This is a genomic window from Streptomyces sp. NPDC003691 (genome assembly GCF_053981115.1).
Window position 1 is genome coordinate 22245 of record NZ_JBSFNQ010000049.1, and the last position, 25656, is coordinate 47900.

Genomic DNA, 25656 nt, shown 5'->3' on the forward strand with positions numbered 1-25656 from the left:
GGTCACCCGGCGGGGGCGAGGCTCAGCAGCCCGCACCCGTACGACTTGCTGCGGCCGATGCCCTGGAGCAGCGCGATACGGAGCGCTTCGGGATCGCGTACGGTCGCCGTTCCCTCGAAGAGCACCACGGCCCGGTTGATCCGAGCCTCGTCGTTCCGGGTGCTGACGGCCGCGGCGGACTCGGAGCGGGTGGTGTGGAGGTCGAGTCCGGCCGTTCGGGAGCGCTCGGCCCACCACTGGTCGGCGTCGGCACCGCGCAGCGGGACGGCCTGCCGCCACTTGCCCGCGGTGCTGTTGGGGCCGCAGCGGCGTACGGCGTTGCCGAGGATGCGGTACCGCACCGGCAGCCCGGGGCGGAGCGCCCCGAGCATGGGCCGCATGTCCCGGGTCCGGGCCTGGGTGAGATAGCCGCCGGGCAGACGTCCGGTGTCCGGCGGTACCTGGGTCTGAACGAGGACGACGGGCGCTCCGGGCATGTCACCCGGGCGCTGCGGGGTATCGGCCTCGACGCGGAAGAGGACGCCGGCCCGGGCCCGGGGACTGTCACCGAGCCCGTCGGGTACGAGGGTCATCACACGCCGGTGGAGAGCCGCGGCGTTGCCGAGGTCGTAGTGGGTCTGCCGGTGAGCCGGGTTGAGGACGAGCCTGGTGAGCCATGCGGCGGTCACGGTGATGGATTCGGTGGTGGTCACCGGGAGGCTCCTTCGGGGCGCTCGGGAAGGTAGCGGGTCAGCGCGTCGAGGTAGTCGGTTCCGTAGCCTCCGCAGAGCGCCGCGGGCAGGCGGCGACTGGTGGCATACGCGGGGCGGGTGTGATGGACCCGGTCCCTGGCGGTGAGGCGCACGGGTTCGTCGTTGAGCATCGTCACCGCGGTCCGGCTGCCTGCCGTGGAGGACGCGTCGGGTGCCTCGGCGAACGGGGTGTCCGCGGTGAAGTGCACGGTGACCCCGGCCGCGGCTTCACCGTGTGGTGGTGCGGTGCGGGCGAGCGGCAGTGCCAGCAGTTCGGCGACCGGGTCCGGGCTTGCTGGGCGGAGTACGAAGAGCGCGCCGGGCGGGCAGGACCGCCGACCCTGGTGGAGCGGCCAGCGCGGTGCCGCCAGAGCGTCGGCGCAGTCGGTCAGCAGGGTCGGCGCGGTGCTGCCGGGCTCGGTCACCGCGACCGTGAACACCGCGTCGCTCAGGTAGTGCCGTTGGGAGATGATCGTGGCTGTTTCGACCTGGCGCCGTGCGCCCTTCGCGGTGGGCACGGTGCGGTGTTGGGGCAGTCCGCCGCCCACGGTGTGGAAGTCGGCCAGCCGGGTTCCGGGCCGGTCGACGCGGATGGTGAACCGCAGCCGGGTGAGCCCGGCGAACAGGGAACCCCCGGCGATGGTCGCCTTGGCACGCGGGATGCCGAGGGCGGCGGAGAGCATGCCGATCAGTCCCGATCGGGTGGGGTGTGCGGCGGTGTCGCGGTCCGCGGCGAATGCGCTGTGCTCGCCCCAGGACTGGAGCGGCCCGCCGAGCTGGAACAGGAAACCCGGCTCCCGGCGGCCGGTCAGTGGCCTGACGGCCGTGTTATCGGGTCCGTTTCCGGGTACGGCGGCGGATTGCGGTCCCGCGGCGGCGGACACGTTCATGCCGCCGTGCCGTTCTGCGGCCATACCGCCGCGACGGCCTCGGTGACCAGCACCGGGTAGGAGTCGACCCTCCGGCCGAGTCCGGACCGCTTCTCGTCGTCGACGGCAGCGTGCGCGCCGTAGAGAACGCCGGTGTCGCCGAGCAGTTTCCCAACCCGCTCCGCATAGTCGGCGAGGGCCGTGCGGGATGCCGTTCCCCAGCCGGATTCCCGGGCCCGTACGGGCTTCTCGAAGGCCGCGGCCAGAGACAGTGGACGGTCCGAGCGGACGGCGAGGTGGACCAGGTCGGGCACGGTGTGGGGTGCGGTGGAGGTCCGCTTCGCGCCCGGCAGCGAGTGGATGAAAGCGGACACGAAGGCCGTGGCCAGGGTACGAGCCGTAGCGGCGTCGTCGATGTTCCCGGTGAGGGCGGCCAGGTCGAGAGTGGCGTAACGGTAGAAGACTCCGCTGCTGAACTCGCCCGTGTTCATATGGGCGCTGCCCGCATCCGTGGCCCATTCACCGGCGTCGTCGACGGCGGTGAAGAAGTCCGCCTGCACGGACGTTTCATGGGTGGTAAACGCATGTGCGACCTGGACGGCTCCGTCCACCCCTGCCCCGGGGATCTCCGCGAGCATCCGCCCGAAGAGCGCGATCGACCCGTTGCGCGAGCGCAGGATCTCGTGCACGGCGTCCTTCGGCAGGACGGCCTTCGCCGCGGCCGCCTTGTTCCCGAGTGCCTTCTCCAGCGCGGGACGGTGCTCCTCGGCCAGCTCTGCCAGCGCCTCGACCGCGCTGTCGGGCAGGAACAGCAGAGAGGTGGTGGTCCGGTCGCCCTTCTCCAGGGCGAGTTTCGTCTCGGCGGACCTGATGACCTGCGCTCCGGCCAGTTCGGCGAGTTCCCGCGGCCAGCCACGCCCATCGGCCAGCGCGCTCGCGACCTGCTGCGGGAGCCTGCGCGTCCGTACGGCGTGCTCTCCCACCGCCTCCTCGACGGCCTGCCGGGTGGGACGTTTCCACGCCTGGCTGGAGACGCGGGTACGGCTGGTGCCGCCGAACGTCATGGTTTTCGGTGAGCCGAGGTCGTCCCGGTTCACATTGCTGTACGGGAGGGTCTGGAGGATATGGACATCGAGGAAGCGGGGTGCGGGAGACGGGGTCATGGAAGGGGCTTTCTCCGTGGCTGGTGCGGTACGGGAGGGTGGGCGAGGGGCCGATGCCGGGCCCGCGAGGGTTACTCGGAGCGCGGGTCCGCTACAAGGCAGTTCAGGGGCGGGTCGAAGACGGCTGCGCCGGATTCCGTTTCCGCGCCTTCACGGCGGCGCGTTCCCGGTTGATCGTGCGGTAGTGGTCGGTGAGCCAGCGCGTCGCGACGGAGTCGCGGTGCCAACGCCAGGCGCTGAGATCCCTGAGCAGGCACGCGTAGTCGACGGGCGTATCTGTCGACACGACCTGGCGGAGGACGCCGGGGAGCATTCGGTGCAGCCCCTCCGGGTCCTGACGGACCATGAGGTGCAGCCGGGCTTCCAGCCCGGCCACTCCGGCGGCTTCGGTACCGGAATCGCGCGTGATGATGTCCGGGTTACGGACGATGGCAGCCCGTGCCAGGCTCTCGCCGAGGTTGGTGCCACCCGGTTTGAACGTCCGTCTCGACGGTCCGCCGCTCTCGTCCCGGCCGTCCGGATCCGCTGGCGATTCGGACGGCCGGTCGGGCAGGAGTGCCGAGATCTCCGCGCGGGGAAGATCCGCGATCAGCGCGGCCACCGCGTAGTGCGCTCGCCGCGCGTCTCCCCCTGCCCCGTCGGGCAGGATTCCGTTCCGCAGCAGGACGGCATGGGTTCGGGCGGGTACACCGTCCACCGGTTTCCCGAGCGCGCGCCGCAGAGCCTGCTGGGAGCCGGGGATTCCGCATTCGGCCGCCACCGCTGCGACGAAGGCGTCGTGTCGCTCCAGCGAGGGCTGCCGCTGCTCTGCCGGGTCGGCCCCTGGCACAGGCGGGGTGGTCATGTACGTACTCATGCTGTTTCCCGTCTCTCGGTCGGCTGAGGTGTCCGAGGCTCCGGAGTCCGGCCGGATGCACAACCGGAGCCGCGCTACGAAGTCGGCGGCGGTTCACCCGGGGCACCGAGCAGGCTGGTGATCAGTCCTCTGGCGTTCTCCCGGGCCCGCGCCCCGCGCGGTGACGCGGCCGCTGAACGTGTCGCCTCGTCGAAAGCGGCGAGCGCGAGCCGTGCGAAGGAGACGCGGGCGTCGGAGAAGTCGCGGGCGTGGAACGAGTCCCAGAACCGGGCCTCCGCGGCCGGCCAGTAGACGGCGGCTCCGGTCCGGGGCCATGGTCCGCCGCCGCGCTTCTTCCGGTCGTCCGGGCCGGCGCCGAAGGGTGTCGTGTACCCCTGCCACGCTCTGCGCAACGCCATGTCCAGCCGTCCGGCCGTGTGTTCCGCGGCGTCCCTGGCATCCCGTACGCCCAGCGCGAGCCGGTTGCCGTCCGGCTCCGCCGACTCCTCCAGCAGGGCGAGAAGGGGTGGGGTCGAGCCGCTGAAGTACGTACGGTCTCGGGTCTGCCCGTCCTGGTCGAATCCGTACGCGAAGACCCTCAGCGACTCGAAGACGTCTCCGGGGATCACGCCCCCCGCCAGCCCGTCGAGGATGGGCGGGCGGCGACCGCCCCGGCCGCCGTCCCGGCCGACGCGCTGTTTGAGCACCAGCGCGTCCAGGTCGCGCCAGAGCGAGCGTTCCGCCTCGGCGTCACGCGGCCGGAGCGCGCCTTCTTTTGTCTCGTCCCAGATCAGATAGGGGTCCTTGTAGTCGGGACGGCCTTCCCTGAACGCCCAGGTGATGGTGGCGTCCACCACGGTTTCCCCGTCCGGGCCCGGCTGGAGCAGCACGGCGTGCTGGTACCGCTCGGTGAGCGCCGAGAGCGGGCCCACCGGGCCACCCGGCACCTTCCTCGGTTCGGGAAGTTCGTCCCGCTCCCAGGGGCAGGCGTCCGGCGTGCCGTGCCTTCCTTGCGGCCAGGTGCCCGGGGTGGGGATGCCGAGCACCAGCGACTCGTAGAGCGACCGCCCGACCGGGTGGTACGACATGGCCCGCCGCAGCGGTCCGGCCCGGGTGTTGCCGAACCGCTCCCCGTCGACCGTGCGGGGTGTGCACTGGCCGGACGGGCCGTAGTACAGCTGGGCGATGAGGTGCAGTGCGGCATCCGCCGAGGTGAGTGCGGTCTGGTCGGCGTCGTGGAAGTGGCCGAAGAAGACCTGGTTGTTTCCGGCGGGGCGGGCCATGACCAGTTTGTTGACGCCGGATCGGGACGGAGACTGTTCTGCCAGACGCGGATCCTGGAGGAAGGGGCGCTCGGGGCAGTGGAGCCGGAGGCGGTCCGCGTACGTATGCAGGTAGTTGTCGACCGCTTCGGCGTGGAAACCCTGTTCCGCCCGTTGGAGGGCCGCGTAGCGGAGGTCCGACCAGAGGGGCGGCTCGTCGTCGGCACCGGCACCGGCGTCGTCGGAGCCGAAGCCGGAGTCGTCGGGCCCGGAGTCGTCGGGCCCGGGGTCGGCCGGATCCCGGTGGAGGCCGGTGATACGTGCGGCCATCGCGCACAGCACGCGCAGCAGTCCGGACGCCGCGGGCGGTAAGGCCACCGCCAGTCCCTCGATCCGGTGAGCATCGTGGAAGAGCTGACGCAGACCGACCACGGCGGAGACTCCGTCCAGGCTCCGGACGGGGATCCACGGGCGGGTCGCAAGACAGAACAGGTCGTCGCCGGGAGGGGAAGCGGACACGTCAGAGCACACCTCTGAGGCGTAGGGGACGGGAGTGCGGCGTCGGAACCAATGCCGAATCGTCAGACTAGACAGATGAAATGAGTTTCACCGGATAATCCAGAAATCGGGGATCTCGGCGCACTAGGGCATGGATTATGGAGTGTTCGCGGTACGGCTCATCCGGCTTTCGTCGCGGCCACCTGCCGATGCGGCGGTTCCTTGTGCGAGCGGCGACAGAACACGACGGGCGAGCGGGCACGGGTCCTCAGTTTCGGTCCATGACAAGACCGAGGTCGTACGAAACCGACAGCGAGCGATCCCCCAGCCGCTGCCCTTCGGCACCGGCGTCCGGCCCGGGTCCGATCCGGTGCGGCAGCAGCACCAGCCGGGCCAGGCGGGGCTCCGTCTCCCAGGAAGCCGGGACCTGGTTCGCCTGCGTACGTGACGCCATCCAGGGTCCGTACGCACAGGGCACCACATATCCCAGCAACTCGCGCACCTCTGCCCGGGTGAAACGACGGTCCCCACGCCCGCCGCCGTCCGGCATCGGAATGCTGCACTCCTCGTCGAGGTACCGGACCCCGTCGCCGCGCTCGTACACCGGCAGAAGCTGAACGGTCTCCGCACCCAGCCGGGTCGCGATCAAATCCTCGTCCGCCTGGCTGGTCGTCAGCGGGAACAGTCCGCCCGCCGCGGTCGGCTTGGGCAGCATCACCATCGACGCCACACCTTCCGCAGCCATCTCGGCGCCCAGCCGTTCGAGGTCCCGGGTCATCAGCGCATCGGGATCCGCCGAATCGAACTCCTCGTCGTAGACGCCGTCCACCAGCCGCTGGACCCCTTCGGGAATCTCGACGGGGGTCCCGTCGTGGTGCCGCTCCAGCAGCTCCAGCGTGCGCTGGAGCAGGGAAGGCGAATACACATCGCCCCATGCGGTCGGCGGGCGCAGGTTCCCGTCGCCGTCGGCCGGGGCCAGGACGGCCAGCCGCGGCCCGGTGCTCCAGCCGGGGCGCGGCGGAGCGGGGTCGGCATGCCGCCATACGCGGCCGGCCCGCTGCAAGAGCAACGCCATCGGTGCCAGGTCGGAGACGATCAGGTCGAAGTCGAAATCAAGCGACTGTTCGATGACCTGCGTCGACACGAGCACGGCTGCGCGAGGGCGCTCCACCCCTGCGCTGTCGGTCCGCCCGAACCAGCGCTCCGCCTCCGTCGTGATCCCGGCTCGCCGCCGCCCCGGAAAGCGCGCATGTAGCAAACGCAGCCGGAGCCGGTCCAGGTCTTCGGCGCCGTCTCCCTCCCCGGCCCCGGGGGCACGGTCGTCCCAGCCGCGCCAGTCGGATCCGAGCAGCGAGGCGAAATGTTCGCGCAGCGCTTCGTATGTCTTCTGCGCCTCGGCGACGGTCGTACAGATGACCGCCGCGCAGCCGCCCTCTTCCGTCACCGGACGCAACTCTTCGAGAAGCGCGGCGAGCCGGCCGTCCGGGACCCCTGCGTCGTAGGTATGCCGCACCCGGCGCACGGCCATGTCCAGGCTGCGTGATCGCACGCTTCCGACGGGCCGGTCCGGTCCGGACACCTGTCCCTTATCCGCGTACAGCCAGCCCGGGTACGCGGTCGCGGTCGGGGTCGGGGTCGCGGGCAGAACGGACCCGGCGGCCCGGCGCCGTCCGAGCCCCTCCAGATATGCCTCCACCAGCCCGGCGGCCGTATGCCCGGTCAGCGTCGCCGACAACAGCACGACGGGTACGCGCATCGCGCCCAGCCAGGTGAGCAGCCGCAGAAGCAGCGCATGAGTGAAGGCGTCGAACGAGTGGGCCTCGTCGATGATCACCGTTTTGCCGGACAGCCCCAGATGCCGCAGCGCGTTCCGCTTGACCGGCAGAACACCCAGCAGGGCCTGGTCCACCGTTCCCACCGCGATCGGCGCCAGCAGACCCCGCCCGCGCGTCCGCAGCCATCGGGAGGCTGTCACCGAAATGCCGCTCGCGTCCGTTTCCTGACGGTGGGACAGCACCCGCGGCTCCACCGCCCCGGCTCCGTCGCTCTCCCCCGCGTACCCCTCGTACAGATCCGCCGCGCCGTGCAGCAACGTCAACTGTGCCGAGTCCACGAGGTTCCGCTGGGCGAAGCGCCGCACCCGCTCGTACATCTGGTTCGCCGTGGCCTGTGTCGGCAGGGCGAAGAACAGGCCGTTACTGCCGAACCTCTCCCCCAGGACGGTCGCCGCATACAGCGCCGCCTCCGTTTTACCCTCACCCGGCGGCGCGGTCACCAACAGCACACCGGGCCCGTGCCCCGCGGCGACTGCGGCGGGAAGGCCCTCCTGGAGACTCGCCTGCAACGGAAAGGGCTTCCGGATCTCCGGGAACAGCCCGGAGAAGGAACGGTCGCGGAACACCGCCCGGCCGAGGCCCGCTCCGGACACCAGCCCCGGCGCGATCGCACCGGCCCGCGCGGCATGAGCGTGCCGGACGGCAGGTATCCCGAGCCCGCCCGAACGGGCACTCAGCGCCTGCTGCTGGCCGATGACGACGTGCTCCTGGCTGGCAAGCCAATCGGACACAATCACCAGCCCCGCGACCACCACCGCCAACGCCAACGGCATCCCTCGTCCGGGCCCGAAGGGGCCGGAACGGCCCGGAGGCGCATCAGGACAGCCGAGTGCCTCGTGCAGAGCCCGCATATGCTCGCGCCGCTGCGTATGCCATGCGCCCCCGCCCAGTTCCGGGCAGTCGAGCAGGGGATCCTTGAGAGCCTTCTCTTCAATGCCCTGCGGATACCGCCCGTGATGCCCACCGAGGATCTGTGCGACCTGCGACACGAGCAGTTGCCCCAGTGGCCCTGCGACCGGGTATCCGGCTCCGTCCAGAAGTTGCGGCAGCACCAGATTCGTCGCCACCTCGTGCCTCAGCCGGGCCTCCTTGCCTGCGTTATGCCCCCCGTGGGCGTAGGCCGCTTCCGTGAGGAACCCCCGGTGGTCGGGCCGGTCCCGTAGAAGCATCTGCTGGAACTGAGGGATGATCTTCCCCAGGTCGTGAAGCCCGGCCCAGAACATCACGGTCTGCCTGGCGGCATCGACCTCGGCCCCGAGCGCCGCGCCGATTGCGGCACGCTGAGGCTCGGTGAGAACCGCGTCCCACATGGCACCGGCGATCATCGCGGTGTCCAGCAGGTGCCCTATCAGGGGGTACGGCTCGACGAGATCACCGGACTTGCCGCGTATGCGGTCGTCAACCACGCCAACCCCCCGTAGGTACGGCCACTTGAGGTGGAATCCGCCGGACGGGTACTCCAGCACAGGGGTCTGACATCATGGGCTGCGATGAGCGAAGCCGACGGTCAAGACATGGCAAAGCGCTTGTGACGTCGCAGGTCAGGAAGAGTGGTTCCCGCGCGAGCGGGGGTGGACCGTGTCTACCCGGGCGCTCCAAGAGCTGGAGGCCGTGGTTCCCGCGCGAGCGGGGGTGGACCGAAGACGTCCGGGTCGCTGCTGGCGCAGGCGGCGTGGTTCCCGCGCGAGCGGGGGTGGACCGGTGATCAGCTGCTCGCGGATCGCCGCGTTGAGGTGGTTCCCGCGCGAGCGGGGGTGGACCGTTGCCGCTGGCGTTGGCGCCGGTGACGGGCGCGTGGTTCCCGCGCGAGCGGGGGTGGACCGGACCATGTTCCGCAGTGCCGCGCGCACCAGCTGTGGTTCCCGCGCGAGCGGGGGTGGACCGTCCTCGGCGACGACGTGTAGGAGGTGGCGCCTGTGGTTCCCGCGCGAGCGGGGGTGGACCGTACCGCTACCGCACCGACATCGCCGCCCGTCTGTGGTTCCCGCGCGAGCGGGGGTGGACCGACGACCACTGAGTTCGGGGGTGCCCGTGTCCAGTGGTTCCCGCGCGAGCGGGGGTGGACCGCTCGCGGCTGTATTCGAGAGGGCGCGGCCCCTGTGGTTCCCGCGCGAGCGGGGGTGGACCGGTGGTGGCCAGGGCGGCGGAGGCGGCGACCCAGTGGTTCCCGCGCGAGCGGGGGTGGACCGCGGCTTGTTCCGCCAACAACTTCCGGGACTGTGTGGTTCCCGCGCGAGCGGGGGTGGACCGCCGTCCTGCTCCATGGCCACCTCGTCATCGGAGTGGTTCCCGCGCGAGCGGGGGTGGACCAGCAGGCATGACGGCGCGGTGGTGGGCCAGATAGTGGTTCCCGCGCGAGCGGGGGTGGACCGCTGGATCCGACCACCGCCGACGTCGACACCGGGTGGTTCCCGCGCGAGCGGGGGTGGACCGATGCGCGGGTCGTTCGAGGAACAGGCGGTGGCGTGGTTCCCGCGCGAGCGGGGTGGACCGACTCAGGAGACGCAGAGCCGGAACTGCTCCGGGTGGTTCCCGCGCGAGCGGGGGTGGACCGCCGCCGGCCGTGAAGCCGCCCGCCAAGCCGAAGTGGTTCCCGCGCGAGCGGGGGTGGACCGGTGGCCAAGGGCGTCTGGGGGACGCCGTCGAGGTGGTTCCCGCGCGAGCGGGGGTGGACCGATCTCCGCCCTGCTGAGCGGAAAGCGCGCGACGTGGTTCCCGCGCGAGCGGGGGTGGACCGGGCAGCCTCGACGACTACCGGACCGCGCTGGCGTGCTTCCTGCGCGAGCGGGGGTGGACCGTACCTCCGGGAACTCGGCGCCCTGGCCTGGGCGTGGTTGCCGCGCAAGCAGGGGGTGACTCGCCCCACCGCGGACGTTCATCACCGCCTGCGGCCGGGGCTCAACGCCGCCGTCGGCCCCGCGGGCGGGGCCGCGGCCGCGGGGATAGGCAGGTCGCGCACAGCCACATCGCCGGACGCGCGCCCGACGCAGCGTCGTCGCCCTCGATCCGGGTGGCATCCGACTCCGCCACAACCCGGCCGCACCGCTGGCACGACGCCATCCTGCTACCCACGGCTCATCCCCAGTTCGTCCTCCACGGCCTCCAGTTCCCGGAGCGCCCGGGTGGAGACCTCGTCAGCATGTCCAGCGCAGGCAAGGAGGCGCCGGTCCGGCCCGGACGACCGCGGTACCGTAGCCACTTCCTCCACCTCGGTCGGGCTGCCGCACACTATGCACACCATGGCCACCGGGAGCGCGGTCACCGTCGCCGGGGCCGGTTCGGCGTCCGGGACGGATGCGGGGGCGACGCGGAAGACGACCGGCATGCTGCCGGTGAACTCGAGGTGACCCGGATAGCGGCCCGTGTGGGCCAGAGCCCAGCTCTCCACCTCGGCCCGGGACTGTGACCTCACCATGTCGCCGCACAGCGTGCACGCCATCTCGCGCAGCGGGGGCGTGTCCTTTGGGGTGTCCGGGGCCAGACGCCACGGCGCATCCCCAAGTCCCCGCGCCGTTCCTGCGCAACCGGGCCGTGGCCACAGCCCGTCTGGATCTCGCCCAGCTGCACCAGCGCGACATCGAGCAGGCCTGCACCACGGCCTCGGCCGTCTTCTCGCTGATGTCCGGACATCCGGTCCCGGGGCAGATGCGATGTCTCCTCGGCGACTTCTACCGGGACCTGACCACCCTTGTCCCCAAGACGCGGGTCGCCCGAGAGTGGGGAGACCGTTACCGATCCGAATGGAGCCAGCGTGAATGCCGCCCTGGAGATCCGGCACTTCACCCACCACGACCTCTCGCAGATCCGCCGGACGCTCATCGATGTCCACGCGGACGCCTACGCCGGCGCGATGGAGGACGACTTCAACCAGCGTTTTCCCTGGTTCGTGGACCACTGGGGCAGCGACCCGGATTTTGCGTGCGTGATCGCCTTCGACGGAGATACCGCCGCGGGGTTCGCGTACGGGGCACCGGCCCCGCCCTACCGCGAGTGGTGGCGCGAGCACCTCAGCCCGGCCCCGGAGCGGGACCGGACCTTCGCCTACTCCGAACTCGCCGTCCGCACGGCGTACCGGAAGACGGGTACGGGCGAAGCGCTCTCCCGGGCGCTACTGGGTGACCGGGACGAAGACCTCGCCGTCCTCCTGGTCGACACCGAGCATCCCCGGGTTCAGTATCTCTACGAGTCCTGGGGGTTCCGGAAGGTCGGCGAGCGACAGCCCTTCCCGGACTCCCCGCTCTACGCAGTCATGCTTGCTGAACTCCCGTTGAAGTAGCCCCGGGCTCGCCGCCGGTGGCCGTCCTGGCGATCGGCTGGTCAGTCACCGCCACCGCAGCTCGCGTAGTCCCCCGAGTCTCCGCCGTCGGGGAGGCCGCTCGAACTGCGGCCCGCCCGGCCGACCGCGTACCAGATCAGGGCTGCGACCAGGGCGAAGCCCGAGAGGCCGATGGTCCACAGGGTGGCGGTGGAGGGTGCGTGGCCCTGGGTCTCCTCCAGGATTCCGCCGCCCAGCAGGGCGATCAGGAATCCGCTCTCGGGTGCGAAGAGGAGTATGAGGAGCAGACGGTCCTTGATATCCGACACCCGTGGCCCCCTTGTCGGTTGGATCGGCGCCCGACCAGTCTGGCATCGGGGTGGGGTTTCGGTCCGGGGTTTCGGGGCGGCGTTACCAGGTGATGAGGGCGAGCGCTCCGCCTCCCGGTTCGCCGTTGTGGCCCGGGTTGCCGGAGAAGCCGTCGGTGGAGGAGAGGGTCAGATCGACGCCGCCGTTGCCGCCTCTGCCGCCGCCTCCTCCGGTACCGCCGCGGCCTCCTGCTCCGGTGCCTTCCGGTGGGGTGAACGACGTGCCGTCGGGGAGGGTGACCGGTAGCAGGGGGAGTACGCCGCCTTCGCCGCCGTATCCTCCGCCGCCGCCCGCGCCTCCGGGAGACTGATTGCCGGTGGTCTCCCGCCCTGTTTTGCCCGTGCCGCCGGGCTGCCCGGCGGCGGAATGCGCACCGTCGACGCAGAGAATGTCCGGGACATTGTCGGTCGCCGGACCGCCGGGGGCGGGCGCGGTGCTTCCGGTGCCACCGTCGGCGGAACCCGAGCCGCCCTGTCCGCCGCCGCCCGCGTCGCCTCCCACCCGGGGGCGGAAACCTCCCTGGGCCGACACCACGGTTCGGGTGATGATGCCGCTCGGGCTGGACTGTTCGATACGGATGGTCGTGCCGAAGCCGCTCTGCTCGCCCTCGGTGGCGTCCCCGCCCGCGCTGCCGTCCTGGCCGATCGTGCCCACTCCCCGCGGGCCGCCCGAACCTGCGGTGCCACCGGGTCCGGCAGGGCCTCGCGGCGTCATCTCGATCGCCAGGGGGCGATCGGCCCACGGCAGCGACGTCACGAAGACCGTGCACTTCTGGTACCGGCCGCTCGCACCGCCGCCACCACCTCCGCCACCTCCGCCGCCGCCACCTCCCACCCCGGCCGTCGACGTGCCCAGGGAGACATAGGCGGCCTCGCCTCCTCCTCCCCCACCGCCGCCACCACCGCCCGCGCCTCCTGCGCCGCCGCTCCACAGGTAGATGGTCAGGACGGTCGCATCGGCCGGGACCCGCCATTCGGCCGTCGCGGTGAAAGTCCGATGGCCGGGGGCCGCCTGCCGTCCTCGCTCAAGGGGCAGATCGCCGGCCGACACGGGCGGAACTCCCGCGACCGACAGCGCGCAGGCCGTCGCACCGGCCACCAGGATCCTTCTGTGCAGGCGCATCGGCCGGCCCTTCCCTTCCCGCGTCATTGAGGGGGAACGCGCCGGAGGATTGCCCTGCCCGGGGCCCTGCGTAACCGTCACCACCCCATCGGTCGTACCGGGGTGTGTGCCGTGGCTCCGGGTCAGGAGGTCCTGAGCTTGCGGTAGTCCAGGGCGCCCTCCGCGAGCTTCGCGGACGGGGTCTCGCCGTGCTGCGCCTGGCGGGAGCGGTCGGCGATCACCTTGCCGAGGCTCACCAGCTCCTCCCCGGTGTAGATCTTCGCGTTGAGCCCGCCGGTCTCGACGATCAGCAGGCTGGTCCCGACCCGGCTCACCACAACCGCGCCCTGGGAGCGCAGTTTCGTCCTGCCGCGCTTGGCCCGCGAGGACTCGCCGACCACACCGGGGAGTCGGCTGGAGACGGTGTCGGAGGGGAGCAGGTTCGCCGCGGCGTACCGGTCCAGCATGGGCACCGAAGCGGCCATGGCGGCCGAGTCCTTGTCGTACGCGTACACACTGATGGTGATCGTGCCCGCCTCCGGGTGGGCGAACATGGCGGTGCTCGCGAAGAGCGCGCCCGGGCAGATGGGGTCCTTCCGCTTCACACAGCTCACCGGAAGCGAGTCCTCCGTACGGAGGTCGATCGTGACGGGTGCGCCGGTGGGGCCGCCCCAGCCGGGCAGATCGCCCTCGCGGGGCATCACGGCCGTGACCCGGTCGGCGGTGAGCACGGCCGCCTTGACCTGGCCGGGGCCGCTGCCGGGGCTGTCGCTCGTACCGGTCGTGGGCGACGGTTCCTTGCCGGTTCTGCCGCCCTTGTCGCTCCCGCCGTCGCCGGAGCATCCCGTCAGCAGCAGCGCGGCGGCCAGTACGCCGGCCGTCGCGAGGCGCGTGCGGTGACGGGTGCGGCCCGTGGTGCTTCCCATGAGTGTGTCTTCCCCCTGCGGTTGGCCGCGGTCATGCGGACGGAACGCCGTACGAGACTCTGTACAAGAGCCGTACGAGATTCAGTACGCGGCGGGGCCGCCATCCGGTTCCACGGGCCGGGAGCCGGTGCCGGGGCCGCGGGCGGCGGCTCCGGCACCTGGTCTCCCGGGTCAGACGAGGAAGTCGGCGACCATCGCGGCGAACTCCTCGGGGTCGACGACCCTGATGCCCAGGCTTTCGGCCTTGGTCCGCTTGGACCCGGCCTTCTCACCGGCGACCACCAGGTCGGTTTTGGCCGACACGCTGCCGGAGACCCTGCCGCCCGCGCGCTCGATCAGGTCGTTCATCGCGGAGCGGCTGTAGGACTCCAGCCGTCCGGTCATCGTGCCGGTGCAGACGACCGCCTGTCCGGCGAGCGGCTTGTCCCCGGTGTCCGGTTCCGGCTGCCGGACCGGCTCGGTCATATTGACCCCGGCGGCGGCGAGTTTGTCGAGGACCGGCCCGAGGGCGGCGATCTGGACGGCGATGAGCCGGGCCTTCTCCGTACCGATGCCGTCCACCCCCGCCAGCTCCGCCTCGTCCGCCGCCCGGACGGCGTCCATGGTGGTGAAGTGCTCGGCCATCCGGCGGGAGATCCGGCGGCCGGTGCCCTTGATGCCGAGGGCGCAGAGCACCTGGTGGAGGGGCCGGGTGCGGGCCGCGGCGAGCTGGGCGCGGAGGGTCAGGCCCCGCTTGTCGCTGTCGGAGGCGGCCGACAGCTGCTCGGTCGTCAGTGCGAACAGGTCGGCCATATCGCCGACGGCCCCGCTGTCGACCAGGGCCTTGACGACGTGCGGGCCCAGGCCGTCCACATCGAGCTGCTCGCGCCCGGCGGCGTAGAGGATCGCGGCGGGGAGCCCGCAGGCGGTGCCGTCGGCGCAGCGCCACCGCTCCTCGGTCTTGTCGATATCGCCGCCGCAGCTCGGGCAGGCCACCGGTTCGGGGATCTCCGTCTCCGCGCCGGTCCGCAGTTCGACGACGGGGGCCTCCACCCGCGGGATGACGTCGCCGGTCCGGAAGACCTCCACGAGGTCCCCGACGCGCAGGCCGCGCCGCTGGATGTCGGCCCAGTTGTGGAGGGTCGCGGCGCTGATGGTGGTGCCGGCGACATAGACGGGTTCCAGGACGGCGCGCGGGGCGATGTAGAAGCGTCCGGCGTTCCATTCGACGTCCAGGAGCCGGGTGCGGACGCGCTCGGCGGGCAGCTTGTAGGCGACGGCGTAGTACGGGAAGCGGGATCCGGTCCCCGCCGCGATCCGGTCGGCGAGCCCGTTGGCGGTCACGACGACTCCGTCGATCTCCACGGGGAGGCCGGCGCGCATCGCCGCGATCTCCCCGACCCGGTGCCGGACTTCGTCGAGCGTCGCGCAGGACAGCAGCCCGGCGTCGGAGGCGGCCGTGGTCCGGATGCCCGTCGCGGCGACCCGGGCCATCGCCTCGGCGTGCGTCGCCGCGCCCCCGAGGAGCGTGTCACCGTCCGGTTCCACCACGCCGTACGCGTAGAAGGACATGGTCAGCCGGTACGGGCGGTCCTTGGCCCGCAGCGTCCCGGCGACTCCGTTACGGGGGTTGGCGAACGCCTTCGCCCGGTGCTCCTCCCTGATCCGGTTGGCCTCGGCGAACTGCTCGCGGGTGAACAGGACCTCGCCGCGCACCTCGAAGGTGGCGGGTTCGGCCAGCCGGGGCGGGAGGCCGGTGATGGATTCGGCGGCGTGCGAGACGTCCTCGCCGGTGCGGCCGTCGCCGCGGGTGACCAACTGCTCCAGCCAGCCGTCACGGTAGCGGGCGCTGACCGCGACGCCGTCGAGTTTGGGTTCGACGGTGTATCCGTTTCGCGCGGGGTGGCCCATGCGCCGGGTGAGCGATGCCTCCCAGGCCGTCAGCTCCTCCGGTGTGAAGACGTTGTCGAGGGAGAGCATCGGCACCGTGTGCGGCACATCGCCCGCCGGGGCCGCGCCCGCGGCCACCTTGCCGGTCGGCGAATCGGGGGATATCCGGTCCGGGTGGGCCTGCTCCCAGGTCTCGACGGAGCGCAGGAGGCGGTCGTAGGCCGCGTCGTCGAGAGGGCTCTCGCCACCGCTGTAGTAGGCCGCGGCGCAGCTGCGGGCGAGCCGGACGGCGTCCTCGTACTGGGCATGGCTGCTGAACGCCGTTTCGGCGGTGGGAGTGGTCATGGGGGAATCCTGGCGCAGGGGTCTGACATCGACTCCCGTAGCGGGTGCCGGTGATCGTCTCGGGATGGGCGCGCCGGAGGTCCGGACGGGGGCGGGTTGGCCGCGGTGGGGTTCGTCAGGAGGTGGACTGCGCGCGGGCCCGGTCCGCGGGGGCCAGGACCGCGATGTCCCGTCCGAATCCCACCACCGCCCGGCCGTCCGGGGTGACGGTCACCGCGTGCACCGGCCGGGGGAAGACGGGGTCGGGTCCGGTCCGCCGGGCGGTGGCCAGGTCCCGTATCCGTAGCGTTCCGCCGGTGTCGGCGGTGAAGGCGGCGGGGCGGCCGTCCACCGGGCCCGTTGTCAGCGCGGTTACGCCGCCGGTGTGGCCGGTAAGGGGGGCACCTACCGGCTCGCGGGTGGTGAGGTCCCAGATCCGTACGGTTGTGTCCCGGCTTCCGGTCACCGCGACCGGACGGCCGTCCAGTAGGCCCGTGGCGACCGCGGTCACGCCGCCGGTGTGGCCGGTGAGGGGTTCACCGACCGGTTCGTGCGTCTCCAGGTCCCATATCCGCACCGTCGTGTCCAGGCTTCCGGTCACCGCGACCGGGCGGCCGTCGACGACGGCCGTGGCCACGGCCCGCACCCAGTGGGTGTGGCCCTGGAGCCGTTCGCCGACGGTCCGGTCGGCGTCGGCGAGATCCCATACCCGGGCCGTGTCGTCGACGCTGCCGGTGACGGCCACGGTGCGGCCGCCCACCGCTGCCATGGCCAGAGACCAGACCGTGTAGGTGTGCCGCTGGAGGAAGCTCCCGGTCCGACGGCGGGTCGTCAGGTCCCAGAGGCGTACCGTGTCATAGCCACCCGCGAGGGCGACCGGACGGCCGTCGACGACCGTCGTCGCCACGGAACAGACCTCGTCCCCGTCGGTGTTGAGGGGTTCGCCGACGGGCCGGCCGGTGGACAGGTCCCAGATCCGTACCGTCCCGTCCTCGGCGCCGCTGACGGCGACCGACCTGGCGTCGACCACTGCGGTCGCCACAGCGGTCACCTTGCCCGTGTGGCCGGGCGACGGGCGCCCGCGGCAGGAGTCGGCGATACCGCCGGTGGCCCGGACGACTCTCCAGCGCGTGCCGGGAACGATGTACGCCCCGGCAGCCGGAGGGTCGTCGGACCGTGGCCGGTCGGGCCGGAGATCGTCGGACATGACGGGTATGAAATCACCCTTCGCGCCGGGACGGCACGGCCTCGGGGCGACAACTCCGTTGGGCCCGGGGCGGGACGCGTTGTCAGTGCCTGCGGGTAGCGTCGTGGTCATGAGTATTCGACAGGAGGACGTGACGGTCCGCAGGGCCGGGCACGCCGATATTGCCGGGCTCGTCGCGTGCAGCAGCGCCTTGTTCGCCGAGGACGCCGGGGTCAGGGATCCGAGCGTCAATATCGGCTGGCCCCGCGAGCACGGGGCCCGGCGGTTCGCCGCCGGTGTGGACGATCCGGACCGGCTGTTGCTGGTCGCCGATTGCGACGGCGAGGTCGTGGGGCACCTCGTCGGGGTGCTGGCCGACGCCTCGGAGCTGAGAACGGTGCGGGTGGCGACGCTGGTGAGCATGTATGTGCGGCCCGCGTTCCGCCGTGGCCGGATCGGCGGGCGGCTGGTCGCCGAATTCTTCGACTGGGCTACGAACGCGGGCGCCGGGGCCGTCGAGGTGACCGCCTACTCCGGTAATGCCGAGGCCGTCCGGTTCTACGAGCGGCACGGTTTCGCGCCCCGGTCGGTGACCTTGCAGAGATCCCTGTAGTCCCGGGGTCCCTGTAGCCCGGAGCCCGGCGGGCTCAGGCGTCCGGAGAGCTTCCGGGGTCCTTGCGCGGGCTCCGCAGCGCCAGCCGGGCCGACCAGACCACGGCGACCAGGGGGACCGCCACCACCGCGCCGATCACACCTGCCGTGACCGCGCCCCCGATCACGGCGAGCGCCACCACGACCGGATGCAGCCGGACCGCCCAGCTCATCACCAGGGGGTGCAGCAGATGGCCTTCGATCTGTCCGATGACCACGATGAGCAGCAGGACGATCCCCGCCACCAGCGGGCCCTTGGACGCCAGTGCCACCACCACCGCGACGGCCAGGGCGATCGGTGAGCCGATCAGGGGGACGAAGGCGGCGAAGAACTCCAGCAGTGCCAGCGGCAGCGCGAGGGGGACACCGAGGAGGGTGAGCGCGATACCGACGAGCACCGCGTTGGTCAGCGCGACCAGCAGCACGCCGTGGGTGTATCCGGTGAAGGTCCGCCAGGCCGCGCGGCCCGCCGTGTCGGCGCGGCCGCGGAACCGGGACGGCAGCTCGGTGCAGAACCAGGCCCAGTAGCGTTCGCCGGAGTGGATGAAGAAGACGGAGCAGAACACGGCGAGGGCGAGCACGGTGAACAGCTCGATCACCCGCCCGGCGCCGCTGAGCGCGGTGTTCAGGAGCGCGGAGCGGTGAGTCGAGACCAGTTCGCCGAGCTGGGTCTGGAAATCGCTCAGGGTGTGCGGCGGCAGCCGGAAAGGCGGCCCTTCCAGCAGGTCGGTGATCCGGTCGAAGCCGCTGCGGAACTCGCGTGACAGGGTGCCCGTCTGCCCGGCGACGACCTCGCCGATGAGTGCGAGGACGCCGAGAACGAGGGCGATGCTGCCGATCACCGTCAGTCCGACCGCGAGGGCACGGGGCAGCTTCCGGGCCAGCAGTCCGGCGGTGGGCCGGAGTACGGCGGTGGCCACCAGGGCCAGAAAGACGGCGAGCGCGAGCTGGTGGAAGCGGCCGAGGACCGCGAAGACCCCGTAGACGACGACGGCCACCACCGCGATACGCCAGGCGTACGCGGCGGCGACCCGCAGTCCCGCGGGGACGGCCGGATACGGGGACGGAGCGGGCGGCGGGCGCTCGGCTGGGCGGGGCATCCCCCTAGTCATTACCGCGGGCGGCGTGTGCCGCCACGCCGGTAGCGCCCGGTTCACCCGGAGGCACCGCCCGGATCCGCCGACCGGCCGGGGGGAGGGAAAGCGGAGGCGGCGGGCAGGCCGTGCCCTCCTGCGCGGGCCCGCTGCGCCGGTGGAGTGGCCGTCCCACCGGCTCCCCGCACACCGGGCAGGCATCAGCGCATCCGTACGGGGGCGTCCGGCGGAAGTACCGGGTGCAGATGACGGACAGCGAGAAGGGGTTTGCGCATGCTGGGACTGCGGCCCACCGGGGCCGAACCGGTCGGGACGGCCGACGGCCCGCTCACCGCCCTCGATGCGGCCCGGGCCGTCGGGGCGGAGCTGGGGCGGGTCCTCGACGAAGGAGTGGAGCGGGCCCGGGCGGCGGATCCGGTGTTCGCCCGGGACATCGCCGGACGGGTCGCTTCGCTGGCGCTCCGCGGCGGGAAGCGGCTGCGGACCTCCTTCGTCTGGTGCGGCTGGCGGGCCGCCGGCGGATCGGGGGACGCGACCGCGGTGCTGCGTACGGGGGCGGCCCTGGAACTCGTCCAGGCGTGCGCCCTCGTCCACGACGATGTGATGGACGGATCGCCGCTGCGGCGCGGCGCGCCCGCCGTCCATGTGGAGCTGGCCCGGATGCACGAGGCCGGGGCCATGGCGGGCCCGTCCGGGGCGTTCGGGGCCGCCGGGGCCGTGCTCGCCGGGGATCTGGCGCTGGTCTGGGCGGACGATCTGCTGACCGAGACGGCGCTCGCGTCGCGGGAGGGCCCGCGGCTGCTCCGGGAGTGGCGGGCCATGCGGGGCGAGATGGTCGCCGGGCAGTACCGGGACCTCCACGCCCAGGCCACCGGCGCGTCCGGGGTGGACCAGGCGGTCACCGTCGCCGTACTCAAGAGCGCCCTGTACACGGTCGGGCGTCCGCTGGCGCTGGGCGCGGTCCTGGCGGGGGCCGACGACGCCGTGCTGGACGCGCTGCACTCCGCGGGGCGGTGCGCCGGGCTCGCCTTCCAGCTCCGCGACGACCTGATCGGTGCCTTCGGCGATCCGGCGCTGACCGGCAAACCGGCCGACGAGGACCTGCGGACCCGCAAGCTGACGTATCTGCTCGCCGTCGGGGTGCAGCTCGCCGAGCTCCGCGGTGACCGGGAGGCCGCCGCGGTGCTCGCGCCGCGGGCGCCCTCGGCGTCCGACGACACGGTGCGCCGGATGCGGGCGGCGCTGGAGCGGACCGGGGCGCGGACCGTCGTCGAATCGAAGATCGCGGAGCTGGCCGCGGCGAGCCTGCGGCACTTCGGCCGGACCGGCGCGGAGCCTTTCGTACGGCAGGAGTTCGAGGCGCTGGTGGAGCGGGCGGCGGGGCCCGCGCGGCGATGTGCCGGGGAGGCGGCGTGAGGACGGTACCGGGACCGGTCGACCATGTGGTCGTGGTGGGCGCCGGTCTGTCCGGGCTGGCGTGTGCGCTGCACCTGCTGGGCGCGGGCCGCCGGGTGACGGTCGTGGAGCGGGACGGCGGTCCCGGCGGCCGGGCCGGGCGGGTGGAGCTGGGCGGCTACGGCATCGACACCGGGCCGACGGTGCTGACCATGCCGGAGCTGGCCGACGAGGCGTTCGCCGCGGTGGGCGACAGCCTCGCCCGGCATGTCGAGCTGACCGCCCTGCACCCGGCCTACCGGGCCGCGTTCGCGGACGGGACGTCCCTGGACGTCCATACGGACGGCGGGGCGATGGAGGAGGAGGTCAGGCGGTTCGCGGGGCCGGCCGAAGCGGCCGGCTACCGGGCTCTGCGGGATTGGCTGGAGCGGCTGTACCGGGCGCAGATGCGGCGGTTCGTGGACGCGAACTTCGACTCGCCCTTCCAGTTGCTCCATCCCGATCTGGCCCGGCTGGCGGCCCTCGGGGGCTTCGGACGGCTGGACCGGCGGATCGGCCGGTTCCTCTCGGATCCCCGGCTTCAGCGGGTGTTCTCCTTCCAGTCGCTGTACGCCGGGGTCGCCCCGGCCAGGGCCCTCGCCGCGTACGCGGTGATCGCCTATATGGACACGGTGGCCGGTGTCTGGTTCCCGAAGGGCGGGATGCACGCCCTGCCGCGCGGTATGGCGAACGCGGCGGCCCGGGCGGGGGCCCGGTTCCACTGGTCGGACGGGGTGACGGAGCTGGAGCGGGCCGGGGGCCGGGTCCGTGCCGTACGGCTGGCCTCGGGCGAGCGGATCGCCTGCGACGCCGTGGTGCTGACGTGCGAGCTGCCCGCCGCGTACGAACTCCTGGGGCGGACGCCGAAACGCCCGGTGCGGCTGCGGCGCTCGCCGTCCGCGGTCGTGCTGCACGCCGGAACGGACCGTACCTGGCCCGGTCTGGCCCATCACACCCTGTCCTTCGGTGCTGCCTGGGAGGACACCTTCGACGAACTGACCCGCAGGGGGCGGCTGATGAGCGACCCGTCGCTGCTGATCACCCGGCCGACCTCGCACGATCCGGAGCTGGCCCCGCCGGGCCGCCATCTGCACTACGTGCTGGCGCCCTGCCCGAATACCGATGTGGGGCCGTCGGCCGCGGAGTGGCGCGATCTGGGGCCGCGGTACCGCGACGGTCTGATGGCCGAGCTGGAGCGGCGGGGGCTCGACGGGTTCGCGGCGAGCGTCCGGGAGGAGCTGCTGGTGACCCCGCTGGACTGGGCGGCGCAGGGCCATGCGGCGGGCACCCCGTTCTCGGTGTCCCACACCTTCGCCCAGACCGGTCCGTTCCGGCCGCGGAATCTGGTGCGCGGTACGGAGAACGTGGTGCTGGCGGGCTGCGGCACCACCCCGGGTGTCGGGGTGCCGACGGTTCTCATCAGCGGCAAGCTCGCGGCGGCGCGCGTCACCGGCGGGCCGTCCCGGCTCCGCCGCGTCCACCACGGTCCGGGGCCGCGGGGCGTCCGGACCACCGAACCGACCCGGGAGGCCGTACATGACCCGTCGTGAACTGGACGCCGCGGGGATCACCGATCCCGGCCTGCGGGCCGCGTACGGCGAATGCCGACGGCTCAACGCCCGCCACGGCCGGAGCTATTTCCTGGCCACCCGGCTGCTTCCGGTGGAGCGGCGGTCCGCCGTGCACGCGCTGTACGGTTTCGCCCGCCGGGCGGACGACATCGTGGACGCCGTCGCGGACGACGGCACCGGCGGCACCGGCCCGCGCGGGACGGCCGCCGAACGCGACCGGCTGCTGCGGCGGCTGGAGGACGACTTCGCGCACGCGCTGCGGACCGGCTCCGGCGAGGACCCCGTGGTCAGGGCCGTCGCCGACACGGCGGGGCGGTACGGCATCGAGCACGCGCTGTTCGCGGACTTCCTCGCTTCGATGCGCAGCGACCTGCACGTCACGGACTATCCGGCCTACGCCGACCTGCGGGCCTATATGCACGGTTCGGCGGCGGTGATCGGACTGCAGATGCTGCCGGTGCTCGGTACGGTCACCGAGCGGGAGGAGGCGGCGCCGCACGCGGCGGCCCTGGGGATCGCGTTCCAGCTCACCAACTTCCTGCGGGATGTGGGCGAGGACCTCGACCGGGGCCGGGTCTATCTGCCCGCGGACCTGCTGGCCGCGCACGGGGTGGACCGGCAGCTGCTGGAGTGGAGCCGCCGTACGGGCCGGGACGATCCGCGGATCCGCTCGGCCCTGGTCGCCGTGGAAGCCCTGACGCGGGAGGTGTACCGCACCGCGGAGCCGGGCATCGGGATGCTCGATCCGCTGACCCGCCCCTGTATCCGTACGGCGTACCACCTGTACGGCGGCATTCTCGACGCCGTCGCGGACCAGGGGTATGCGGTGCTGCACCGCCGCGCGGTGGTGTCCCGCCGCCGCCGGGCCGCGCTGGCCGCGGCCGGGGTGGTACGGATCGCCGCCGCCCGGCGGGCCCGTGGCGGCGGCGACGACCGCGGGGGCCGGGTGTTCCGGAGGCAGGAGTCGGGGAAGGGGGCGGCGGCATGAGCGGGCGTACGGGCCGGGCGGGCCGGGCGGCCTGGACACCGCCTCTGCGGCGGCGGCGCCGGTCGGGCTGGGCCGACCAGGAGCCGACCTGGCGGGAGGCACGGCCTTCCGTGATCGCGGAGGCGCTGAAGCGGGCTTCGGCGCGGCCGTCCGGGAACTGGTTCGTCGTCGGCGCCTCGCGGGAGGTCCGGCCCGGCGGGCCGCCCCGCGGCAGGACGGTGGGCGGTACCGAGGTGGTGCTCTGGCGTACGGATACGGGTGCGCTCCGCGCGGGCCCCGGCAGTTGCCCGCACCTCGGGGCGCCGCTGCGGGAGAGCCGGGTGGTGTGCGGGACGCTGGTGTGCCACTGGCACGGACTGGCCCTGGACGGCGGTCCGTTCGCGGGCTGGGAGCCGTATCCGGTCCATGACGACGGTGTGCTGGTGTGGGTGCGGCTGGACGCGGTCGGCGGCGAGGAGCCTTCGGAGCGGCCCGCGGTGCCGGAGCGGCCGGCGGCGGGCAGCGGGGTGGACGCGGTCTGGACGGGTGTGGGGCGGTGCGAGCCCCAGGACGTGGTCGCCAACCGGCTCGACCCCTGGCACGGCGCGTGGTTCCACCCGTACTCGTTCGTGGATCTGACGGTGGCCCGGCCGCCGGAGGGCGAGGACGACGACGCCTTCGTCGTCGATGTGTCGTTCCGGGTGAGCGACCGTCTGGTGGTCCCGGTCCGGGCGGAGTTCACCGCGCCCGGGCCGCGGACGGTCGTCATGCGCATCACCTCTGGCGAGGGCGCGTCGTCCGTGGTGGAGACGCACGCCACGCCCCTGACCGGCGCGGCGGCGGAGCGGCCGCGGACCGCCGTGGTGGAGGCCGTGGTCGCCGCGTCGGACCGGCGGGGCTTCGCGCTGGCGCGGGCCGCCGGGCCCGTACTGCGGCCGCTGATGCGCCGGACGGCGGGCCGGCTCTGGCGCGACGACCTGGCCTATGCGGAGCGGCGCTGGGAGCTGCGCAGTACGGGCCGGTTCCCGGGGTGAACGCGGGCGGGTGCCGTCAGGGGCCACCGCCTCCGGCGAGCGCCCGCAGCGCGCGCGACCGGCCGGCCCGGGGGACGGTCCACAGCAACTGGCCCCGGACGCCCCACTTCCCGAGGAGGTCCCCGGCGGCCAGGAACCCGGTGGTGGCGGCGCGTTCCATCAGGGCCACCGGGAGGTCGCAGCGGATCGCGTCACCGGCGAGCACGATCCGCGGGTCCGGGGTCCGGACGGGGGGCCGCCGGGCGTACGAACCGACGGGGAAGAAGGGGCAGTCGGCGCGCCATTCGTGCCGGACGTCGACGATGCGGGCGTCCCGGGTCTCCGGGTAGACACGGCGGAGGCTTTCGGTGAGCCGGTTCTGCACGGTCTCACGCGGGGTGTCCGGGCCGACGGCGTACGCGTGGAGTTCGACCACGGAGCCGCCGCTGCGGGCGGCCCAGCGCGCGGCCTCCCCTTCGTAGCGGTCGAGGACGCTGATGTTGTCGAGGCCGTCGTAGCCGCTGGTGCCGAGGAAGCCGGGCCGGTCCGCGCGGACCGGCCGGTCGAGCCAGAGCCGGGAGACGAGGAACGGCGGGGCGGTCGCCAGGGAGTCGATGTCGGCGCGCCAGGCGGGGGTGCCGAGCCCGGGGGACGCGGCGACGAGGCCGCGCAGGGCTCCCGGGTCGAGGGCGAGGACCGCGGCGTCGTAGCGGTCGGCGGTGTCCCCGGCGTGTACCTCCACTCCCCCATCGGTCTCGGGGTGGACGCGGTCCACCGGGGTGCCGGTGCGGATGTCCGCGCCGAGGCTCAGGAGGTAGTCGCCCAGAGGCTCCCACAGGGCCTGGGGGAAGGGTTCGTCCGGTACGTCGAAGAGCAGCCCTTCGGCGGAGCCCAGGAAGTAGATGTGGAACATCAGGAGGAGTTCGGCGGCGGACAGCTCCCGGGGGTCGGCGAAGAAGCTGCGGGAGAACACTTCGAAGGCCAGATGGTGCGCGGCCGCGGGGAAGTTGACCCGTTCCAGGAAGGCGGTGGCGCTCATGCCGTCGAAGCGTTCGTAGACTTCGGGGACGCGGACGTCGAGGAGGGGCAGTGCGGCGCGGGCGTCCAGGGCGGCGAGGTCGCGCCAGCCGAAGGTGGGGCTGAGGGCGACGAAGCCGAGGGCGCTGAACGGGGGTGTCCTGGGGACCCGGGCGAAGCTGTCGGTCAGTCCGCCGCTGTGCCGCAGCGGGTAGTCCGGCAGGGGGCGGAGGCGGTCGAGTCCGGGATCGGTACGCCGCAGCAGGCCGCGCAGGTTGTAGTACTGGCGGAAGAAGGCGTGGAAGCCGCGGCTCATGGTCGCCGCGGATCCGTCGGCGAGCCGGATGCGCCGGCCCGCGAGACGGCCGCCGAGTGCCTCCTCCCGTTCGTAGAGGGTGACCCGGGCGCCCCGTTCGGCCAGCAGGGTGGCGGCGGCGAGACCGGCGATACCGCCGCCGGCGACGGCGACGGCCGGTGCGTCATGGGGGGCGAAGCGCTCCCGTCCACCGACGGGCAGCAGGATTTCGGCCTTGCGGTCGCGGCCCCGGCGGGCGGTCCTGCGGGGCGCGTTGCGGGGCGTGGTCACCGGGCCTCCTCGGGGTGCGGGCCGTTCTGCGCGGGCGCGGGGTGCGGGCCGCTGTGCGGGGGCTCGGGGTGCTCCCGGGGCGCGCCGCCTTCCTGAGGCG

At 72.9% G+C, this 25656-nt stretch carries 20 protein-coding genes and 2 CRISPR repeat arrays; of the genes, 6 read left to right on the forward strand and 14 right to left on the reverse strand.

The genetic code is table 11. From position 1 onward, the window contains the following. Window positions 1-2: 2 nt before the first annotated feature. The 7 genes from cas6e to ACWDR0_RS22445 form a co-directional block, all read right to left on the reverse strand. The gene (gene cas6e / locus ACWDR0_RS22415; RefSeq protein WP_456353504.1) at window positions 3-692 is read right to left on the reverse strand and encodes a type I-E CRISPR-associated protein Cas6/Cse3/CasE; all 690 of its coding nucleotides are present in this window, start codon (window positions 690-692) and stop codon (window positions 3-5) included. After that, the gene (gene cas5e, locus ACWDR0_RS22420; protein WP_456353505.1) at window positions 689-1621 is read right to left on the reverse strand and encodes a type I-E CRISPR-associated protein Cas5/CasD; all 933 of its coding nucleotides are present in this window, start codon (window positions 1619-1621) and stop codon (window positions 689-691) included. Before cas5e ends, cas6e begins: the two co-directional genes overlap by 4 nt. Beyond that, on the reverse strand, window positions 1618-2763 hold the full coding sequence (gene cas7e / locus ACWDR0_RS22425) for a type I-E CRISPR-associated protein Cas7/Cse4/CasC (RefSeq protein ID WP_456353506.1): 1146 nt from the start codon (window positions 2761-2763) through the stop codon (window positions 1618-1620). The genes cas5e and cas7e overlap by 4 nt, the downstream gene beginning before the upstream one ends. Before the next feature lie 103 nt (window positions 2764-2866). After that, window positions 2867-3607: a type I-E CRISPR-associated protein Cse2/CasB gene (gene casB, locus ACWDR0_RS22430; RefSeq protein WP_456353507.1), complete on the reverse strand. Its 741-nt coding sequence runs from the start codon at window positions 3605-3607 to the stop codon at window positions 2867-2869. Between the two features lie 86 nt (window positions 3608-3693). Then, window positions 3694-5379: a type I-E CRISPR-associated protein Cse1/CasA gene (gene casA / locus ACWDR0_RS22435; RefSeq protein ID WP_456353508.1), complete on the reverse strand. Its 1686-nt coding sequence runs from the start codon at window positions 5377-5379 to the stop codon at window positions 3694-3696. A gap of 247 nt (window positions 5380-5626) precedes the next feature. Further along, window positions 5627-8599: a CRISPR-associated endonuclease Cas3'' gene (locus ACWDR0_RS22440; protein ID WP_456353509.1), complete on the reverse strand. Its 2973-nt coding sequence runs from the start codon at window positions 8597-8599 to the stop codon at window positions 5627-5629. Between the two features lie 144 nt (window positions 8600-8743). Then, window positions 8744-9627: direct repeats of the CRISPR family, unit length 29 nt; unit sequence GTGGTTCCCGCGCGAGCGGGGGTGGACCG. 91 nt (window positions 9628-9718) lie between these two features. Next, a CRISPR array of direct repeats spans window positions 9719-9991; the repeat unit is 29 nt; unit sequence GTGGTTCCCGCGCGAGCGGGGGTGGACCG. Between the two features lie 266 nt (window positions 9992-10257). Continuing rightward, entirely contained in the window at window positions 10258-10632 is a 375-nt protein-coding gene (locus ACWDR0_RS22445; protein ID WP_456353510.1) for a DUF7848 domain-containing protein, read from the reverse strand. Between the two features lie 312 nt (window positions 10633-10944). Between ACWDR0_RS22445 and ACWDR0_RS22450 the strand changes: the two genes are divergently transcribed. Continuing rightward, a complete protein-coding gene (locus ACWDR0_RS22450; protein ID WP_456353511.1) occupies window positions 10945-11469 on the forward strand; it encodes a GNAT family N-acetyltransferase in 525 nt (174 codons plus the stop codon). A 41-nt stretch (window positions 11470-11510) separates the two neighbouring features. Here ACWDR0_RS22450 and ACWDR0_RS22455 read toward each other — a convergent pair whose 3' ends face one another. The 5 genes from ACWDR0_RS22455 to ACWDR0_RS22475 form a co-directional block, all read right to left on the reverse strand. Next, a complete protein-coding gene (locus tag ACWDR0_RS22455) occupies window positions 11511-11777 on the reverse strand; it encodes a hypothetical protein (protein WP_456353512.1) in 267 nt (88 codons plus the stop codon). 82 nt (window positions 11778-11859) lie between these two features. Further along, a complete protein-coding gene (locus ACWDR0_RS22460; RefSeq protein WP_456353513.1) occupies window positions 11860-12939 on the reverse strand; it encodes a hypothetical protein in 1080 nt (359 codons plus the stop codon). A gap of 122 nt (window positions 12940-13061) precedes the next feature. Beyond that, complete coding sequence (locus tag ACWDR0_RS22465; protein WP_456353514.1) at window positions 13062-13844, reverse strand: hypothetical protein; 783 nt, start codon at window positions 13842-13844, stop codon at window positions 13062-13064. A 171-nt stretch (window positions 13845-14015) separates the two neighbouring features. Next, window positions 14016-16058, reverse strand: a complete 2043-nt coding sequence (gene ligA, locus ACWDR0_RS22470; RefSeq protein ID WP_456353515.1) for an NAD-dependent DNA ligase LigA — start codon at window positions 16056-16058, stop codon at window positions 14016-14018. Window positions 16059-16173: 115 nt separating this feature from the next. Further along, window positions 16174-17244, reverse strand: a complete 1071-nt coding sequence (locus ACWDR0_RS22475; RefSeq protein ID WP_456353516.1) for a hypothetical protein — start codon at window positions 17242-17244, stop codon at window positions 16174-16176. Between the two features lie 109 nt (window positions 17245-17353). Here ACWDR0_RS22475 and ACWDR0_RS22480 point away from each other — a divergent pair, with 109 nt between their 5' ends. Further along, a complete protein-coding gene (locus ACWDR0_RS22480; protein ID WP_456353517.1) occupies window positions 17354-17836 on the forward strand; it encodes an N-acetyltransferase family protein in 483 nt (160 codons plus the stop codon). Between the two features lie 34 nt (window positions 17837-17870). Here ACWDR0_RS22480 and ACWDR0_RS22485 read toward each other — a convergent pair whose 3' ends face one another. Further along, on the reverse strand, window positions 17871-18974 hold the full coding sequence (locus ACWDR0_RS22485; RefSeq protein WP_456353518.1) for an AI-2E family transporter: 1104 nt from the start codon (window positions 18972-18974) through the stop codon (window positions 17871-17873). Window positions 18975-19241: 267 nt separating this feature from the next. Between ACWDR0_RS22485 and ACWDR0_RS22490 the strand changes: the two genes are divergently transcribed. From ACWDR0_RS22490 to ACWDR0_RS22505, 4 genes are read left to right on the forward strand one after another with little or no spacing between them, the layout of a single operon-like run. After that, window positions 19242-20384 (forward strand): polyprenyl synthetase family protein, encoded by a 1143-nt coding sequence (locus tag ACWDR0_RS22490; RefSeq protein ID WP_456353519.1) that lies wholly within the window; start codon window positions 19242-19244, stop codon window positions 20382-20384. Continuing rightward, window positions 20381-21952, forward strand: coding sequence for a phytoene desaturase family protein (gene crtI / locus ACWDR0_RS22495; protein WP_456353520.1), 1572 nt, complete (start codon window positions 20381-20383; stop codon window positions 21950-21952). The genes ACWDR0_RS22490 and crtI overlap by 4 nt, the downstream gene beginning before the upstream one ends. After that, the gene (locus ACWDR0_RS22500) at window positions 21939-22961 is read left to right on the forward strand and encodes a phytoene/squalene synthase family protein (protein ID WP_456353521.1); all 1023 of its coding nucleotides are present in this window, start codon (window positions 21939-21941) and stop codon (window positions 22959-22961) included. The genes crtI and ACWDR0_RS22500 overlap by 14 nt, the downstream gene beginning before the upstream one ends. Next, complete coding sequence (locus ACWDR0_RS22505) at window positions 22958-23974, forward strand: DUF5914 domain-containing protein (RefSeq protein ID WP_456353522.1); 1017 nt, start codon at window positions 22958-22960, stop codon at window positions 23972-23974. Before ACWDR0_RS22500 ends, ACWDR0_RS22505 begins: the two co-directional genes overlap by 4 nt. Before the next feature lie 16 nt (window positions 23975-23990). On the opposite strand, the gene ACWDR0_RS22510 is transcribed toward ACWDR0_RS22505, so the two are convergent. Further along, window positions 23991-25556, reverse strand: a complete 1566-nt coding sequence (locus ACWDR0_RS22510; RefSeq protein ID WP_456353523.1) for an FAD-dependent oxidoreductase — start codon at window positions 25554-25556, stop codon at window positions 23991-23993. Window positions 25557-25656 lie beyond the last annotated feature (100 nt).